The sequence below is a fragment of the Magnetospirillum fulvum MGU-K5 genome, from assembly GCF_000442515.1.
GTDB lineage: Bacteria > Pseudomonadota > Alphaproteobacteria > Rhodospirillales > Magnetospirillaceae > Phaeospirillum > Phaeospirillum fulvum_B.
The window spans coordinates 1-17796 of the sequence record NZ_AQPH01000023.1 but is presented as its reverse complement, the minus strand read 5'-3'; the positions used below and the strand labels follow the sequence as shown (position 1 = coordinate 17796).

The 17796-nt window shown below is 65.9% G+C and carries 16 protein-coding genes; 5 read left to right on the top strand and 11 right to left on the bottom strand.

Going from position 1 to position 17796, the window contains the following annotated elements; translation table 11 throughout:
• Position 1 precedes the first annotated feature (1 nt).
• From K678_RS07905 to K678_RS07865, 9 genes are all read right to left on the bottom strand, one after another.
• Positions 2-463, bottom strand: a complete 462-nt coding sequence (locus tag K678_RS07905; RefSeq protein ID WP_021131937.1) for a CreA family protein — start codon at positions 461-463, stop codon at positions 2-4.
• A gap of 141 nt (positions 464-604) precedes the next feature.
• Positions 605-1141, bottom strand: a complete 537-nt coding sequence (locus tag K678_RS07900; RefSeq protein ID WP_021131936.1) for an NADH-quinone oxidoreductase subunit B family protein — start codon at positions 1139-1141, stop codon at positions 605-607.
• Positions 1138-2658: a hydrogenase large subunit gene (locus tag K678_RS07895; protein WP_021131935.1), complete on the bottom strand. Its 1521-nt coding sequence runs from the start codon at positions 2656-2658 to the stop codon at positions 1138-1140. The genes K678_RS07900 and K678_RS07895 overlap by 4 nt, the downstream gene beginning before the upstream one ends.
• Entirely contained in the window at positions 2655-4145 is a 1491-nt protein-coding gene (locus tag K678_RS07890) for a hydrogenase 4 subunit F (RefSeq protein ID WP_021131934.1), read from the bottom strand. Before K678_RS07890 ends, K678_RS07895 begins: the two co-directional genes overlap by 4 nt.
• Positions 4142-4810, bottom strand: a complete 669-nt coding sequence (locus K678_RS07885) for a hydrogenase-4 component E (RefSeq protein ID WP_021131933.1) — start codon at positions 4808-4810, stop codon at positions 4142-4144. The genes K678_RS07890 and K678_RS07885 overlap by 4 nt, the downstream gene beginning before the upstream one ends.
• Positions 4785-5756 carry a respiratory chain complex I subunit 1 family protein gene (locus tag K678_RS07880; protein ID WP_021131932.1) on the bottom strand — a complete coding sequence of 324 codons (972 nt, stop codon included), beginning with the start codon at positions 5754-5756 and terminating at the stop codon, positions 4785-4787. The genes K678_RS07885 and K678_RS07880 overlap by 26 nt, the downstream gene beginning before the upstream one ends.
• Positions 5753-7768 (bottom strand): hydrogenase 4 subunit B, encoded by a 2016-nt coding sequence (gene hyfB, locus K678_RS07875; RefSeq protein ID WP_021131931.1) that lies wholly within the window; start codon positions 7766-7768, stop codon positions 5753-5755. The genes K678_RS07880 and hyfB overlap by 4 nt, the downstream gene beginning before the upstream one ends.
• A gap of 179 nt (positions 7769-7947) precedes the next feature.
• Positions 7948-8352: a DUF6481 family protein gene (locus K678_RS07870; protein ID WP_021131930.1), complete on the bottom strand. Its 405-nt coding sequence runs from the start codon at positions 8350-8352 to the stop codon at positions 7948-7950.
• Between the two features lie 102 nt (positions 8353-8454).
• Entirely contained in the window at positions 8455-9276 is an 822-nt protein-coding gene (locus K678_RS07865) for a division plane positioning ATPase MipZ (RefSeq protein ID WP_021131929.1), read from the bottom strand.
• A gap of 183 nt (positions 9277-9459) precedes the next feature.
• Between K678_RS07865 and K678_RS07860 the strand changes: the two genes are divergently transcribed.
• The 4 genes from K678_RS07860 to K678_RS07845 all read left to right on the top strand — a co-directional run bounded on the left by K678_RS07860 (position 9460) and on the right by K678_RS07845 (position 14305).
• Positions 9460-10569: an NAD(P)/FAD-dependent oxidoreductase gene (locus K678_RS07860; RefSeq protein WP_021131928.1), complete on the top strand. Its 1110-nt coding sequence runs from the start codon at positions 9460-9462 to the stop codon at positions 10567-10569.
• Entirely contained in the window at positions 10566-11795 is a 1230-nt protein-coding gene (locus K678_RS07855) for a hypothetical protein (protein WP_021131927.1), read from the top strand. Before K678_RS07860 ends, K678_RS07855 begins: the two co-directional genes overlap by 4 nt.
• A gap of 134 nt (positions 11796-11929) precedes the next feature.
• The gene (locus K678_RS07850; RefSeq protein WP_021131926.1) at positions 11930-12637 is read left to right on the top strand and encodes a DUF3800 domain-containing protein; all 708 of its coding nucleotides are present in this window, start codon (positions 11930-11932) and stop codon (positions 12635-12637) included.
• Positions 12638-12661: 24 nt separating this feature from the next.
• A complete protein-coding gene (locus K678_RS07845) occupies positions 12662-14305 on the top strand; it encodes an AMP-binding protein (RefSeq protein WP_021131925.1) in 1644 nt (547 codons plus the stop codon).
• Positions 14306-14382: 77 nt separating this feature from the next.
• Here the strand turns inward: K678_RS07845 and aroC are convergent, their stop codons facing one another.
• Together aroC and fabI are read right to left on the bottom strand one after the other, a co-directional pair.
• Complete coding sequence (gene aroC / locus K678_RS07840; protein ID WP_021131924.1) at positions 14383-15468, bottom strand: chorismate synthase; 1086 nt, start codon at positions 15466-15468, stop codon at positions 14383-14385.
• 5 nt (positions 15469-15473) lie between these two features.
• Positions 15474-16292 (bottom strand): enoyl-ACP reductase FabI, encoded by an 819-nt coding sequence (gene fabI / locus K678_RS07835; RefSeq protein ID WP_021131923.1) that lies wholly within the window; start codon positions 16290-16292, stop codon positions 15474-15476.
• Positions 16293-16559: 267 nt separating this feature from the next.
• On the opposite strand from fabI, the gene K678_RS07830 reads away from it, so the two are divergent.
• Positions 16560-17690 carry a patatin-like phospholipase family protein gene (locus tag K678_RS07830; RefSeq protein WP_021131922.1) on the top strand — a complete coding sequence of 377 codons (1131 nt, stop codon included), beginning with the start codon at positions 16560-16562 and terminating at the stop codon, positions 17688-17690.
• Positions 17691-17796 lie beyond the last annotated feature (106 nt).

Genomic DNA, 17796 nt, shown 5'->3' with positions numbered 1-17796 from the left:
CTTACGGAATCCAGTTCTTCTGGATCGGCACCGCCGACACCGAATTCTTCGGCGAGCCTTCAATGATCCGGTCGCTATAGACCAGATAGACCAGCACGTTGCGCTTGCGGTCGAGGAATCGGACCACCTGCATCGTCTTGAACAGCAGCGAGGTGTCCTTCTTGAACACGGTGTCGCCGTCCTTGATCTGCTCGACGAACTGGATCGGACCGACCTGACGGCAGGCAATCGCGGCGTCGGCGGTATCCTCGGCAATGCCGATCCCGCCCTTGATCCCGCCGGTCTTGGCCCGCGACAGATAGCAGGTGACGCCGATAACCTGGGGATCGTCGAACGCTTCGATCACGATTTTGTCGTTGGGGCCAAGCGCCTTGAACACGGTCGAGACGCTGCCGACTTCCTCGGCCGCCGCTGGGGTCGCCATCGCCGCCGCGAGAAGCAGCGCAGGAACCAGAGACTTCATCCGCTGTGTCATCCTCATACCTTCCTTGACCGGGGCCATCCTCCGTCCGGGCGGAGGCAAACCCCATTTAGTCTATCCGGTACTGTCTTAGCCGAGGGTGACCGCGGGTGCACGGGTCTTCTTAACGCGGACGCGAAAAGATCACCCTTTCACCGCCCGCTCCATCACTTCGAGCAGACCGGATAGAATCCGCGCCGGTTCGGGCGGGCAGCCGGGAATGTGGAGATCAACCGGCACCACCGAGGCGGCTCCGCCCACCACCGCATAGGACCCGGCGAAGCAGCCGCCATCACGCGCGCAATCGCCCAGCGCCACCACCCATTTCGGCGACGGCACCGCCTCGTAGGTCCGCCGCAGCGCCTCGGCCATGTTGGCGGTGACCGGGCCGGTCACCATCAGCACGTCGGCATGGCGTGGGCTGGCGACAAAGCGGATGCCGAACCGTTCCAGGTCATAGACGGGACCGTTGACGGCGTGAATCTCCAACTCGCAGCCATTGCACGATCCGGCATCGACCTCGCGGATCGCCAGCGAACGGCCCAGCTTGGCCCGCGCCCGCTCGCCCAGCGCCGCCGCCAGTTCCAGCGCGCCGTCGGGATCGGGCGCGACCGGCCCGCGCCTTGTCTGCGGTCCCCGGGTCAGGGCACGGAACAGTAATTTCGAAATCGGGGGAATCATTGGTCATGCCCCGAATAGGAACAATTGAACGATTTGTTGCACAGCGGGAAGTCGGCAACGATGTTGCCTTTGATCGTCGCTTCCAGCAACGGCCACTGGAACCAGGACGGGTCGTGGGCGTGGAAGCGGACCACCCGCCCGGACTCATCGACCCGGACCCACACCAGCACCTCGCCGCGAAAGCTTTCGGTCACCGCCATCCCCTCGCCCGCCCGCAGCGGCAGGTCGGTCCGCACCGGCCCGTCGGGCAGTTCGAGCAGGATGCGGTTGATCAGGCGCAGGCTTTCCGCCGCCTCGGCAAAGCGGATCATCACCCGGGCGTTGACGTCGCCTTCGAGCAGCATCGGCACCGAGAGATCCAGCATCTCGTAGGGCGGATAGCCCGGCACACGGCGGGCGTCATGCCCCCGCCCCGAGGCGCGGCCGACGAATCCGCCCGCACCGAACCGATTGGCCAGGGCCGAGGGCAGGATGCCGGTGCCCTGGGTCCGGTCGGACAGCGAGGGAGTGTTTTCGTACAATTGGCGGGCGCGGTCGATTTCCTTGTGCAGCCCGTACAGCAATTGCTTGATCGTCTCGGACCCTTCGGGCGGCAGATCGGCGGCAACACCGCCCGGCACCACCTGATCCATCAGCAGGCGATGGCCGAACAGCGCCCGATTGACCCCCAGGATGCGTTCGCGCAGCACCGACATATGGGCCAGCATCACCGCAAAGGCGGCGTCGTTGCAGATACCGCCGATATCGGCAAGGTGATTGGCCAGCCGCTCCAGCTCGGCCATCAGGGCGCGCAGCCAGTTGGCCCGGCGCGGCACATCGGCCCCGGTCGCGGCCTCGACGGCACGGGCATAGGCCAGGGCATAGGCGACGGTGGAATCCCCCGAGACCCGCCCGGCCAGTCGCGCCACCTCTTTGATTGTCCGGCCGGTCGCCAGCCCGGCGATCCCCTTATGGGTATAGCCCAGCCGCGCTTCCAGCCGCACCACCGTCTCGCCCTGGGCGTGAAAGCGGAAATGGCCCGGCTCGATCACCCCGGCATGGACCGGCCCGACCGGAATCTGGTGCAGCCCCTCGCCTTCGGCGGTCAGGAAGGGATAAGCGAACGGCGTCGGCGAGGGATCGCGCGGCCGCGCCGCCAGCGGCTGGCGCACCGGCCAGCGGCCATGATCAAGCCAGGGACGGCGGTCGTCCAGCCCCTCGGGCTCCAGCCCCCACAGATCGCGGATCGCCCGCTCCAGCCGGATCGCCGCCGGTCTGACCGCACCGATCGCGGCAAAGCGGCGGTCGAAACAGCGGTGCGAGACGATGCGGATCTCGCCGTCGCTTTCGTCGCGCAGGGCGACATAGACCTCGTCCGGTTCGCCCCATTCGGCCATCAGGCCCCAATCCGATCCGGCCAGCCGCGCCACCAGCGCCTGCCAGCCGACCCGGTCCAGCCGGGTTCGGGGATAGGGATGGCTGCCCGCCACCGTCTCGGCTCCGGCCAGAAACTCCGCCAGCGTTTCCTGCCCGATCATCCCAGCATCCTCGCCACCGTGTGGAACCACGCCACCAACGGCGCGGGCAGATACAGCCCGGCCATCAGCACCAGCGCCATGTGTAGCCACAGCGGGGTCAGCGCCAGGATACTCGACGCCCGCCCGGCATGGCTCTGAACCGCCGAACGCGGCGGCGGCTCGCCGAACGCCATCATCTGTAACCGGCTGATCAGCGCGCCGAACGCCAGCAACAGCGCGATCGCCAGCGGCAGCGCCAACAGCGGCTGGCGCGAGAAGGTCGATCCCAGCACCAGGAACTCGCTCATGAACACACCCATCGGCGGCAGACCGGCAATCGCCAGCACCGCCAGGACAAAGCCCCAGCCCAGCACCGGATGCGACATTGTCAGGCCCCGGATATCGGCGATCCGCTTGGTTCCCTCGTTCTGCGAGATGATGCCCACCGCGAAAAAGATCGCCGACTTGGTCAACGAATGCATCGTCATGTGGAGCAGACCGGCGAAATTGGCCAGCGGCCCGCCCATCCCAAAGGCAAAGGTGATCAGCCCCATATGCTCGATCGAGGAATAGGCGAACAGCCGTTTGATGTCGCCGCGCCGGTACAGCATGAAGGCCGACAGGAACAATGACGACAGCCCCATCACCACCAGCAACGGACCGGGCGACAGGGTCTGGCCATTGGCCGACAGCAGCATCTTAAAGCGCAGCAGGGCGTACAACGCGACGTTCAGCAACAGCCCCGACAGCACCGCCGAAATCGGGGTCGGCCCCTCGGCATGGGCGTCGGGCAACCAGGCATGGAGCGGGGCCAGACCGACCTTGGTGCCATAGCCGACCAGCACGAAGACGAAGGCGAGGTTCAAGAGATCGGGTTGGAACTCCGCCGCCCGGCGCATCATCTCGGTCCAGGCCATCGAATCCGCTCCGTCGCCCATCACCGGCTGGGCCGCCAGATAGACCAGGATCGTCCCGAACAACGCCAGCCCGATGCCGACCGAGCAGAGGATGAAATATTTCCACGCCGCCTCGATCGCCTCGCGGGTGCGGTACAGGCTGACCATCAGCACGGTGGTCAGGGTCGCCGCCTCGACCGCGACCCACATCACCCCGGTATTGTTGGCCGACAGCGCCAGCAGCATCGTGAACAGAAAGGCCTGATACATCGCGTGATAAAAGCGCAGATGCAGGTCGGACAGGCGGTTACCCTCGCTTTCGCGGGCGATATAGGCAGCCGAGAACACCGAGGTGGTCAGGCCGACAAAGGCGGTCAGCACCACCAGATAGACGTTGAAATCGTCGATGAAGAACAACTTGGTCGGGGCCGGACGCACTCGCAGCAGCACCAGCGAGGCGATGAAGGTCAAGGCCGACGCCGCGACATTGACCCACGACGCCACCCGCCAGTCCCGCAAGACCGCGAGGAAGCCAGCCGCCCCCAGCGGCACCGCCAGAATCCACAGCAGCGGGTTTTCAAGCCCGGGCAAGCCCGTCAGCCGGTCGATCATTGCCGGTCCCCGCGATAGGTTTCGACATCGTTGATGTCGAGGGTGTCAAAGCGCTCGCGGATGCGGAAAAAGAAGATGCCGAACAGGGTCATCGCCACCAGAACCGAAAACGCCACCGAAATTTCCACCACCAGCGGCATTCCCTTGGCCGACACCGCCGCCAGGATCAGCCCGTTTTCCAGCGCCATGAAGCCGACCACCTGAGTTACCGCATTACGCCTCGTGATCATCATCAAGAGGCCGATCAGCACCACGCTCATCGCCAGGGCCAGACTCTCGCGGGTCAGCGCCGCCGCGTTGGCGGTGACCGGCAGCACCAGCAGAATCGACAGCGCCACCAGCGCCACCCCGGCCATCATCGTCCAGCCGATCGACATCGCGGTTTCGACGCTGCGGTGAATCCCCAGCTTTTCGATCAGCCAATGCAGGGCGAAGGGGACGATCATTGCCTTGAACACCAGGGCGATCCCGGCGGTGACGTAGAGATGCGGCGCATTCTGGACATGGGCCTGCCACCCGGCGGCGGCGGCCAAGGCCAGGGCCTGGAAGGCGAAGGTGTTGATCACCGCGAACAGACGACGCTGATACAGCAATTGCAGCCCGGCCATCAGCACGGTGGCCCCGATCAGGTGGGCGACGTCATAGGAGATCTGCCCGGCTCCCATCACACCGCCTCCGACACGTAGAGGAAGATCGTCGCCAGCAGCCCCAGCAGCAGCGCGCCGCCCAGGAAATCGGCATAGCGGAACACCCGCATCTTGGCGATCCCGGTCTCGAACACCGCCAAGGCCGAGGCCAGGGCAAAGCTTTTGGCAAAGAATGCTCCCAGCCCCACCGCCATTCCCCCCAGCCCGCTCCGGCCTGGGCGATGCCCCACGGCGCGAACAGACCGCCGATCAGGGCGAGGAACAGGGTCAACCGCACCATCCCCGCCGCTTCCATCAAAGCGAGGTGACGGCCGGAATATTCCAGCACCATCGCCTCGTGCACCATCGTCAGTTCCAGATGGGTCGAGGGGTTATCAATCGGAATCCGTCCGTTTTCCGCCACCGCGACGATCACCAGCGCCGCCAGCGCCAGCCCCATCGACACCTCGATCCCGACGCTGCCCGACAGCACGAAGGCGATGATCTGCGACGGCGCGGTGCTGCCCGACACCAGTGACAGCGAGAAGGTCACCATCAGCATCGCCGGTTCGGCCAGCGAGGCGATCATCATCTCGCGCGATGCCCCCAGCCCGCCGAACGCGGTGCCGACATCCAGTCCGGCCAGGGCGGTCCAGAACCGCGCCACCCCCAACAGCGCCACCAGGGCGATCAGATCGGCGGCCGGGGCCAGGATCAGATCGGTGGTGAAGGTCGGGATCAGCACGGCGGCCAGCCACACCGCGCTGAAGGTGACATAGGGCGCGACACGGAACAGCCACGAGGCGGAATGGGCCACCACCGCCTCTTGTTGCAGCAGGCGGTAAAGGTCGCGATAGGGCTGCAACGCCGACGCTCCGACCCGACCCTGCAACCGCGCCTTGACCAGCCGGACCCAGCCGGTGACCAACGGGGCCAGCGCCACCACCAGGAAGATTTGCGCCAGTTGAATCAGAAATTCGGTCATGGCTGCTGCCTCCACGCCACCACCAGCAGCATGAAGACCAGGGTGGAGAACATCATCAGCAGATAGCCCCGCACCGTCAGGAACTGCATCCGGTTGACCCGGTCGGCGATGAAATTGATCGCCCGCGAGATCGGGTCATAGAGCCAGACCCACACCGGATCGATCATCCGCACCGAAAGCCGGGCCGGACTGCGCTCGCCCGGTTCAGGCATCTCGACCGTTTCGCGCGCCAGGAAGATCGAGGTGCCGAACACCCGGCGCAGCGGCTGGGAAAAGCTCTGGCCGGTATATTGGGTTTCGGGGATATCCTCGCGGTGGCCGCAATCCCAGGCATCGGCGCGGCGAACGCCTCGGGTGCCCAGCCCATGGGCCAGCACCACCGCGACGGCGAACAGCACGGCCCCGACCATCACCAGCATCGTGCCGGAATAAGAGCCCCGGGTCGAACTGACCGGCGACAGCCACGGCCAGCCCAGATCGGCCGACACCGCGAAATGCAGCCCGGTCATCGGCTGGACCACCGCCGACAAGGCATCCGTCACCGTCACCGGGATCGCGCCGAGCAGGATGCACAGCAGCGCCAGCACCGCCATCGTCCAGCGCATACTGGCCGGGGTCGGATGCAGATCGGCCCGCGCCGCCGCCAACGAACGGGGACGGCCCAGAAAGACGATGCCATAGGCGCGGACGAAACAGGTCGCGGCCAGCGCCCCGGCCAGGGCCAGCATCGCGCCGACCACCGGCACGCCGAACTTCATCGCCCAATGCGGCAGGCCCGGCCCCTTGAACAGGGCCTGAAGGATCAGCCATTCCGACACGAAGCCGTTCAGCGGCGGCAGCGCCGAAATCGCCCCGGCACCGACCAGGGCCGCGGTGCCGGTCCACGGCATCCGGTTCAGCAACCCGCCCAGGCCGCTCAAACGGCGTTCGCCGGTGGCGCTGATCACCGCCCCGGCGGCAAAGAACAGCAAGGTCTTGAAGATTGAGTGATTGACGATGTGATAGAGCCCGCCGACCAAAGCCAGCGCCGCCAGCGCCGGTTCGCCCGCATCCTTGAAGGCGATGCCGAGCCCCAGCCCGATCACCGCGACGCCGACATTCTCGACGGTGGAATAGGCCAAAAGCCGCTTCAGATCGTCCTGGAACAGCGCATAGAGCACGCCCAGCACCGCGCTGACCCCGCCGATCACCATCAGCGCCGCGCCCCATTCCCACGGCACCTCGCCGTGGAGGTCGAACAGGATGCGGATCAGGCCGTACAGCGCGACCTTGGTCATCACCCCGCTCATCAGCGCCGAGACATGGCTGGGGGCGGCGGGATGGGCCAGCGGCAGCCAGACATGGAGCGGCACCAGACCGGCCTTCGACCCAGCGCCCAGCACCGCCGTCAGCACCACCAGAAAGGCAGGAACCGCCGCCAGTTCGGCCTGACGCATCGCGGTGAAGGTATAGGCCCCGCCCGCCCCGGCCATCAGACCGAAACTGGTCAGCAGGCAAAAGGTGCCAAACGCCGCCATCACCAGATAGACCATCCCGGCATGGCGGTTTTCCGCAGATTTATGGTCGGCCAGCACCATCAGCCACGACGCCAGCGACATGAATTCCCACGCCACCAGGAACATGAAGGCGTCGTCGGCCAGCAACACCGCGTTCATTCCGAACAGGAACAGCGGGAAGAACGGGGTCACCCGCCGCACTTCGGGCAGATGGCGGCAATAGCCGATGCCATAGACCGAGGCGGCGACGGCGGCGAGATCGACCACCACCATGAACAAGGCGGACAGATTATCGAGGCGGAAATGGGCCGCCATCCACGGCAGACCGAGCGGCAGGACGATCGAGGGCGACCCGCCCGGGCCGGTGCCGAGATGGGTCAGGCCGCCGATCAGCAGCCCCAGACTGGCGGCGGCGCACCCGGCATGGACCAACCGATGGGTGATCTCACGACCACCGGCGACAACGGCGAGCAGCGACAGCAGCACCAACGCCGACAAAGAGGCGGCGATCAGCATGGGTACAGCAGCCCGGATGGACCAGGACGGCAGAACGACGGATGAGAAGTCAAGAAAGCGCTCCCGGACGGCCGGTCTGTTCCCGGTCCTTTTCAGGAGCTTATCACGACAAACGGGGGGGCCGACAAGTACCCCGCTTCCCCCGATCGTCCGACCGGCGGAAGCGGAGACCCGGCACTTTACTTGCTGCGCGCCTTGCGGGCGGCATAACGGGCGTCGCGGGCGGCCTTGCGCTGCTCTTCCAGCGCGGCCTCAGCGGCGATCGCCTCGATCCGGGCGGCCTCGGCGGCGGCCTGATCGGCGATGATCTTAGCGGCGGCGGCGTCCTTTTCCGCCTTGCGGTCGGCGATGGCCTGAAGTTTGGCCGCCTCTTTCTCCGCCTTGCGCTGGGCGTCGCGTTCGGCACGGGCGGCAGCGGCGACCTGAAGGGCCGCCTGCTTCTCCAGATAGACCGGATCGGTGGTATCGATCTTGTTGGCGCGCCACTTCTCAACCATCGCCTTCTTGGCGGCGGCGGCCGTGTTCAGACGCTCGCCAAAGCCAGCTTTGGCCTTGGACTTGGCCTGTTTATCGATGTTTTGCATATGTTCTCCGAGATTAGCACGTCAGATCGAGCTGCGCACTTCATCTCACAGCATATGGTTATACCGGGGGGCAGAGGCAATCGGAAAAACGCCAACCGCGTATCATCCCCCCTGCCCCGGCCCGGCTCCGCCCAGCTTCGGCAGGGCGATTGCGTCGACCAGAGTGCGCAATTCCTGACGGGCGGCGACATGGCTCATCGACAGATCGAAGCCTTCGATTTTGCGGCGCAGGTCGAGCAGGGTCAGCCCTTCGAGAAACATCGAACGATAGATCACCCGCTCGCCCAGGCCGGGAATGACGCGGAATCCGACCCGGCGGGCCAGATCGGCCAGCAGCTTTTCCATCTCGCGCTTGTTGCGGGCGTCGAGATTGGACAGCCGGTTTCTCAGCACGATCCAATCGACCACCGCCCGTTCGCCGCGCATCGCCCGCGCCTTCTTGGTCTCCCACACCATTTCGGCGTAATGGCTGGGACGAAGGATTTTCATCGTCGCCGGATCGACCCGCCCCAGCACGTCGAGATCGACCAGACTGTCATTCAACGGCGTCACCAGGGTGTCGGCGAAGGAATGTCCCATCCGCGACAGGGCATGGTCGCTGCCCGGAGTGTCGATCACGATGACGTCATGGGCGTTGGCGAACTGGTTGAAGGTGTCGAGCAACCGCGCCTCGTCCTCCTTGGGATCGTGGGTCGGCGGCACCGCGATATGATCGGGCATCGCCAGCCCCAGTTGGGCGCGGTCGGCGCGGGCCTCGCGGTTCTTGAGATAGCGGGTCAGCGTTGCCTGACGGGCGTCAAGGTCGATGCTGCCGACCGACAGGCCGCGTTCGAGCAGGCTGACGATCAGATGCATCGAGATGGTCGATTTGCGGTTCCCCCCCTTTTCATTGCCGACGACGATGACATGAGCGCGCTTGGTCATGAAAACCTCGCAAAGAAGCGGGGGCGTGCGTCGGTTGGGTCGAGACAGGGAGGCCGCGTGATGATCGGTGACGGATTCTACCGTTAGCCGCGTTGGCACGCAATGACCATGCGCCTTCCGCAGGTCTGGCCCCGGTGGTATGCTTCGCGAGATGTAGAGGATTACTTCCGGGGGAAAGACAAAGTGTTGACGGAGCAGGATGCCGAGCCGGTCGATTGCGTCGTGATCGGCGCAGGCGTGGTCGGGCTGGCCGCTGCCCGCGCGCTGGCCCAGGCTGGACGCGACGTGATCGTGCTGGAAGCCGAGGGCGCGATCGGCACCGGGATTTCGTCCCGCAACAGCGAGGTGATCCACGCCGGTCTGTATTACGCGCCCGGCTCGTTGAAGGCGCGGCTGTGCGTCGCGGGCAGCCGCTTGATGCGCGCCCATGCCGTCCGCTGCGGGATCCCCCATTCCCTGCCCGGCAAGCTGGTCGTCGCCACCGATGAAAGCGAGGAAGCCGCCCTGGCCGCGATCTTCGCCCGTGGTCAGGCCAACGGAGCCGAGGGGCTGCGGATGCTGAATGCCGCCGAGGCCCGCGCGCTGGAGCCCAATCTCGTCTGCACCGCCGCGTTGCTGTCGCCCTTCACTGGCATCATCGACAGCCACGCTTTGATGCTGTCGCTGCAAGGCGAGGCTGAGGCTGCGGGCGCGATGATCGCTTTTCACGCTCCGGTCACCGGCGGCCACGCCGACGGCGATGCGATGCTGATCGAAACCGGCGGAGCCGAACCGATGCGGTTACGCGCCCGCTCGGTGGTGCTGGCCGCCGGTCTGTCCGCGCCGCGAATCGGGGCGGCGCTGGGACTGGCCGACGTGCCGCCCGCTTACCTGTGCCGGGGCAATTATTTCAGCCTGACCGGACGGACGCCGTTTTCGCGGCTGGTCTATCCGGTCCCGGTCGCGGCCGGGCTGGGGGTTCATTTCACCCTCGATCTCGGCGGCGCCGGGCGCTTCGGTCCCGACGTTGAATGGATCGAGCGCGAGGAATATACCGTCGATCCCCACCGGGGCGACGTGTTCTACGAAGCAATTCGCCGGTATTGGCCAGGCCTGCCCGATGGCGCGCTGGCCCCGGCCTATTGCGGCATCCGCCCCAAGATTCACGCCCCCGACCAGCCGGGACGCGATTTCCTGATCCACGGCCCGGCCGAGACCGGCGCGCCGGGAATGGTGGCGTTGTACGGGATCGAAAGCCCCGGCCTGACCGCCAGCCTCGCCATCGCCGATCACGTCCGGGATTTGCTGTCATGAGAAGGGGCGGACGGACGGGACGGACTCTGGCGCTGGCACTCGCCTTGCTGGCCTCGCCCGCGCTGGCGCTCGACAAGCCGCGCGACTTCGTGCCCCCGCCGCCCGAGCAGGTCCCCAACGTCCGCGAACAGACCCGCGCGGTGCTGATCGAACTGGCCAGTTATGCCAAGAAACGCGATCCCAATTTCCAGGTACTGATGCGCGGCGGCGTCGAATTGCTGGTCAAGGGCGATTGGGAAGTCCAGTGGGAAGCGCTGCACGATCCCTCCAGCAGCGGGTTCTATCGCCGTCTGCCCGAACGCTCGGTGTTCCGGCCGCTGGTCAAGCTGCTCGACGGACTGGTCATCGACGGGCTGTATTGCGGGGCCAACGTCCTCGACAAGCCGCTGGCCGACGCGATCAAGGAACGCAAGGCCGACGATGCCCTCATCGACAGCGAAAAAAAGATCGGCATCCAGCGCCCGCCGATTCCGGTCGAGATGGGGCCGTTCAGCAACGATCCGGCGGTCGAACTGCGCCGCGCCGCCGAGATCAAGGAGAAGCTGGACAAGGCCGAGCGGGTCCGCCGCATCGTCTATGCCGCCGACGCGATCCGGGCCGAGGGGCGGGCGTTGCTGTCGGTCGATGCCTGCCCCGCCCCGGCGGCGGCCGAAGCCGCGTTACGCGGCGCCGCCCGCGACCACGTCACCTCCTATCCCATGATCGGCACGGCCCGGCTCGACCAGCCGCCCCGCTTGCATCCGCCCGGCGAGAATGCGAGCGAAATCCTCTCGCTGAACGTCATTCACAATTGGCTGCCGCTGCTGCGCTCGGACGGGTTCGGCAGCAAGGGCCGCTTTGTCGAGGCGATCTCGAACAGCAATTACGACATGGTGGTGATCGACGTCGCCCATCGCGGCGTCGATTTCCTGGTCAAGGCCGATGTCGCCCAGATGAAGTTCAAGAAGCTGGGGCCGCGCCGTCAGGTACTCGCGGTGATGCCGATCGGACGGGCCTATGACTGGCGCTGGTACTGGCAAAAAGGCTGGGAGGTCGGTGCCCCCGCTTTCCTGTTCGCCCATGACGACCAGCCGGGAACCTATATCGCCGACGTCGGCAGCGCCGAGTGGAAAACCCTGCTCGGCAAGTATATCGCGGGCGTGATGGACCTTGGCTTCGACGGGGTAATGTTCGACGATGTCGAGACCTATCTGTGGCTTGAAGAGCTGATGCCGATCGACCGCTAAAGGAAACAATATTTATTGACAGCGCTGTCGGGCGGGAGCGAAGATTCAGCGTGGCCGGGAGGTTCGCCCTATGCGGACCGTCGAGACATGGTTCTCCCCCGTCCACCTTTTTTGTGCCCAGGGAGGGACCGGCAGTGTACCTGCTTTACCTTGATGATTCGGGCAATTCCAACGACGCAAGCCAGCGCTATTTCGTCCTCGCCGGGCTCTCCGTGTTCGAACGACAAGGGCACTGGCTGTCGGAACAGCTCGATGCAATCGCGGCCCGGTTCAATCCCGCCGATCCAAGCAGTGTCGAACTGCACGGTTCGCCGATGCTGACCGGCTCGAAGTTCTGGCGTTCCGTGCCGCGCTCCGACCGTATCCAGGCGATCCGCGATGCCCTGGGCGTCTTTGCCGTTTCACACCGCGACAACCGTGCCTTTGGCGTCGCCGTCCAAAAAGAGGCGATTTCGCCCCGTGACGCGGTCGATTATGCCTTTGAACAGATCAGCAGCCGCTTTGACCATTATCTGATGCGCCTGTTCAAAAGCGGAAATCCGCAAAGAGGGCTGATGATCCTCGACAAATCGACGCGCGAGGCGGCAATTCAGAATTTAGCCATCGACTTCAAAAACAATGGGCACTCATTCGGAAAACTTCGCAACATGGCTGAGGTTCCGGTCTTTCTCGATTCAAGAAATTCCAGGCTGGTCCAACTTGCCGATCTGATCGCCTATGCCATTTTTCAAAAATTTGAGCGAGATCAAAGCTTCCTGTTTGATATCTTCGCATCACGTTTCGATTCCTCCGGCGGAATCATCCATGGGCTACACGTCTATGACCGCCCAGCCACGCCCTAATTCCCTCCCCCGGACCGACGCGCCGTGCTGAACAATCCCCGCTCTTACGAGGAAGCTTGCCGCACCTTCCGCTGGCGAATCCCCGAGCTTTACAACCTGTCCTTCGACGTCTGTGACCGCCAGACCCTGGGCGGAGCCGATGGGCACCGCACCGCGCTGATCGTCGAACAGCAAGACGGCACCACCGAGCGCTATACCTTTCACATCCTGCGTCTGCTCGCCAACCGGCTGGCGAACGTCCTGACCGCGCGGGGGGTGCGCCCCGGCGACCGGGTCGCGCTGGCGCTGCCGCCCGGATTGGATGCGGCCATCGCCCTGCTGGCGATTCCCCGGATGGGAGCGTTGGCGGTGCCGCTGCCGTTGGAGTTGGGGGCCGAGCCGCTGGTCTGGCGGCTGGGCAATTCCGGCGCGGTCGCCCTGATCGCCGACCCGGCGCTGCTGCCGGTGATCGAGATCGCACGGCCGCTGCTGCCCGATCTGCTGACCGTCCTGATCGCGGGCGAAGCCGATGGTCCCGCCGCTCCGGCGCTGTGGCCCGCGCTGGAGATCGCCTCGGACAGCTTTGCTCCACTGGTGACCCAGCCTGACACCCCCGCCTTCGTGTTCTATCCCACCGACGGAGCCGGGCGGCCGCCGGGGCTGGTCCATGCCCATCGCGCGATGGCGGGCGGGCTTCCGGCAGTCGAACTGGCGATGGGTCTGTTCCCCCAGTTCGGCGACATCGCCTGGACCCCGGCCGACTGGATGAATGCCGAAGCCCTGTTCCGGCTGGTGCTGCCCGCCTGGCATCACGGCGTCGCGGTGCTGGCCGCGCCGGGGCGGTTCGATCCGGGCCGCAGCCTCGACCTGATCGGCCGTCACGGGGTGCGGGCGCTGTGGCTACCGTCGGCACAGGTCGCCCCGTTGGTCGAGGCGGCGACGCGTCCCTTTGCCCGTCCCCGCGCCATCGCCAGCGGCCCAGACCCGCTGTCGCTCGATTTGCACGAAACCGCGCTGCGGGCCTTCGGCGTTCATGTCAACGAAGCCTGGGGGGTGACCGAGACCGGCGCGGTGACCGCCAATCTGGCTGGAATGATGGAATTACGCCCGCCCTCGCCCGGCCGTGCCGCACCGGGCCTGACCGTCGAAGCGGTGGACGAGCACGGCCGCCCCGTCCGCGCCGGAGACCGTGGCATCCTGGCGGTGTCGGCCGACGCTCCGGGCAACATCCTCGGCTATTGGGGCGAGACCAGTGGACCGGCGCGACGGGTCCGGGGCTGGCTGCTGACCGGACGGCTGGGGATGCGCGACCTCGACAATTACCTGTGGCCCGAGCCGCTGGCCCGCGAGGAGGGCGTGGCGTTGGTCGCCGGCCACCGGGTCCGGCTGGACGAGATCGAGGCAACGCTGGCCGACCACCCCACCATCGCCGCCGCCGGTCTGGTCGATCTCGAGAACGGCAGCCTGCGGGCCTTCGTCGTCGCCCGCCCCGGAGCCACGCCCGACCCGGACGCGTTACGCGCCTGGGTCCGGCTGCGGCGCGGCGAGGCCGAAGTGCCGCGTCGGATCGAGGTGATCGACGCGCTGCCGCTTGCCGTCGATGGCAGCGTCCTCTACGACGAATTGCGGGCGCTGCCGTTACGGATCGACGCCCCCGCGGCCGAAGATCGCTGGCTGTTGCGGAAATAAGTTAGGAGCGATGCGGGGCTGCCGCCCCGATCCCCGCTTGGGGGCATCCGCCTCCAAACCTCCCCTGTTTTCTTAGCTCAGCGCGCGACGGCGCGGGCGCGGAGCAGATGGTCGGCCAGGGTGCAGGCCATCATCGCCTCGGCCACCGGCACGGCGCGGATCGCGACGCAGGGGTCATGGCGGCCCTTGGTCGAGACATCGACCTCGGCCCCAGTGATATCGATGCTGCGGCGCGGCGTCAGGATCGAACTGGTCGGCTTGACGGCCAGACGGACAACGATGTCCTGCCCGGTCGAAATGCCGCCGAGGATGCCGCCCGCGCGGTTGGAGAGGAAGCAGGGCTGACCGTCGGGGCCGATCCGCATCTCGTCGGCATTGTCTTCGCCGGACAAGGCGGCGGCGGCGAACCCGGCCCCGATCTCGACCCCCTTGACCGCGTTGATACTCATCATCGCCTTGGCAAGGTCGGCATCAAGCTTGTCATAGACCGGCGCACCGAGGCCGACCGGAGCGCCTTTGGCCACCACTTCGACGATGCCGCCGATCGACGAGCCGGACTTGCGAATCCCGTCGAGATAGCCTTCCCACTCTTGAGCGGCGGTAGCGTCGGGGCACCAAAACGGATTGGCCTCGATCGCGTCCCAATCCCAGCGGGCGGGATCGATCGCGTGCGGCCCCATCTGGACCATCGCGCCACGAATGGACAGGCCGCCCGGCACCAAAGCGTCAAGCACCTTGCGGGCGATGCCCCCGGCGGCAACCCGCATCGCGGTCTCGCGGGCGCTGGAGCGTCCGCCGCCGCGCGGGTCGCGGATGCCATATTTCTGCTGATAGACCCAATCGGCATGACCGGGGCGGAAGCGATCGGCGATCTCGCCGTAATCCTTCGAACGCTGATCGGTATTCTCGATCAGCAGGCCGATCGGGGTGCCGGTGGTCTGGCCCTGATAGATTCCGGAGAGAATCTTCACCGTATCCGGCTCGCGCCGCTGGGTGGTGAAGCGGTTCTGTCCAGGACGGCGGCGGTCGAGCCAGACCTGAAGGTCCGACTCGGCCAGCGGAATACGCGCCGGAACGCCATCGACCACACATCCGATCGCCGGACCGTGACTTTCGCCAAAGGTGGTGAAGCGGAACAGATGGCCGAAGGCGTTGCCCGACACGGACTCTAGTCCTTCGCGACGTTGATGTCGGGAGCGTCCACCGCCTTCATGCCGACGACGTGATAGCCGGAATCGACATGATGGGTTTCGCCGGTAACGCCGCTCGACAAATCGGACAGCAGGTACAGACCGGCACCGCCGATATCTTCGAGGGTGACGTTGCGCTTCAGCGGGCTGTTGTACTGGTTCCACTTCAGGATATAGCGGAAATCGCCGATCCCCGAGGCGGCCAGGGTCTTCATCGGACCGGCCGACAGCGCGTTGACGCGGATATTGTCGCGGCCGAGATCGACGGCGAGATAGCGCACGCTGGCTTCCAGAGCGGCCTTGGCCACGCCCATCACGTTGTAATGCGGCATCACCCGCTCGGCCCCGTAATAGGTCAGGGTCAGCAGCGATCCACCATCGGGCATCAACGCCGCGGCGCGACGGGCGACCGAGGTGAAGGAGAACACCGAGATGTGCATCGTGTTCTGGAAGTTCTGGAGCGAGGTGTCGGCATACCGGCCGCGCAGCTCTTCCTTGTCCGAGAACCCGATCGCGTGGACCAGGAAGTCGATCTTGCCCCAGGTCTTGGCAAGGGTATCGAACACGGCATCGATCGACGCCTCGTCCGAGACATCACAGGGCAGTACCAACGACGAGCCGACGGTTTCCGCCAACGGACGAACCCGCTTTTCCAGAGCTTCGCCCTGGTACGTGAAGGCGAGCTCCGCCCCTTGGGCACGCGCGGCCTGGGCAATGCCCCAGGCGATGGAGCGGTCGTTGGCGACGCCCATGACGAGGCCTCTCTTTCCGGCCATCAGGGGTGCAGGAGCGGTCATGCGGGTCCTTTCCGAGGAAGGGGGGAGAAGCCGGACGCGAGCAAAGGCGGCGGCGACGGAGGTTTCTACATACACGAAACACCGCAGACGGCAAAGGCGGTTGACGCCCCCTCCCCCGATCCCCACGCATGGCGTGCCAGAATCCCCCGACCGCACGACGATCCGGCCTGACCAGTCTCAACACCATTGGTTGCCCTGCCCCACGGTTCAGCGTACCCTAAACAAAAAAGTGCGCGGCGGCTGAACAGGTTGCGGGAGGCGCGAAACATGGAAAAACCACACAGAATCGCCTTGGCTTTGCAAGGCGGCGGGACCCACGGTGCCTTTGCCTGGGGGGTATTAGACGGCCTGCTTGATCAGGTCGTCGCCGGAAACGTCGAAATCGTCGGAATCAGCGGGGCATCGTCGGGGGCTTTGACCGCCACCGCCTTCGCCTATGGCTGCCATCAAGGAGCGGGGCAGCCCGGACCCGCCACCGCCCGAACCCGCCGCATCGCCGAAGCGGGACGGGATAAAATCCGCGAATTGTGGGAGACGATCGCCCGCGTCGCCTTTTGGAGCGGCAACCCGTTTGTCGCTGCCGTCACTCTCGGCTCGGGCTGGAATATCGACGACAGCACCGCCGCCCGCTGGGCCGACGTCGCCGGATCGACGTCGCCAGTGGCGGAAACCGGGCTGGGCGGCTCGCTATCAGCGGTACTGCGCGAGGTGATGCCGGAAATCCCGGCGATCTTCGCCCTGCCTCAACCGGGAACCCCGTCTCTGGTGATCGCCGCCACCGATATCGGCGAGGGGCGTCGCAAGCTGTTCGTCGATGGCGCGGTCTCGCCCGATGCGCTACGCGCTTCGAACTGCAAGCCCGCTCCGTTCTCGGCGGTCGAAATCGACGGACATCTTTATTGGGACGGCGGTTATCTCGGTAATCCGCCGCTGACCTGTCTGGCCGAACGGCTGCGCGAGACCGAGGCCAACGACCTTGTCCTGGTCACGATCAACCCGCTGCGACGCGACGGTCCGCCGCCGCGCAGCGCCCGTCATGTCGCCGACCGCCTCAATGAACTGACCTTCAACGCCGCGCTGATCCACGAGATCAACACGATTGAAACCGTCAACCGGCTGGTCGATGCCAAGATGATCGCCGACCCGCCACCGGGTCAGCATCCGTTCCGCCACATCAACCTGCACCGGATCGAGGCTGATGCCGAGATCGCCGCGCTTGGCGTCTATTCCAAGGAAGCCCCGGCCTGGGATTTCCTGGTTCACCTGCGCGACATGGGCCGCCGGGCGTTTGAACAGGCGTGGCCGACGATTGCCCCCGCCTTGGGCAAGGCCTCGACCTGGGATACCACGTCGGTCTGCGATCACATCCTCGCCCGCAAGGCGATCCTGCCGCCGTAATACCAAACAGGCTGTTTGGTTAGGCCCAAGGGGCCGCGCGGCTCGTGGCGCGGAGCCAAGCGGCGATAGCACCAACGAAAAAGGCCACGGCGCAAAACGCCGTGGC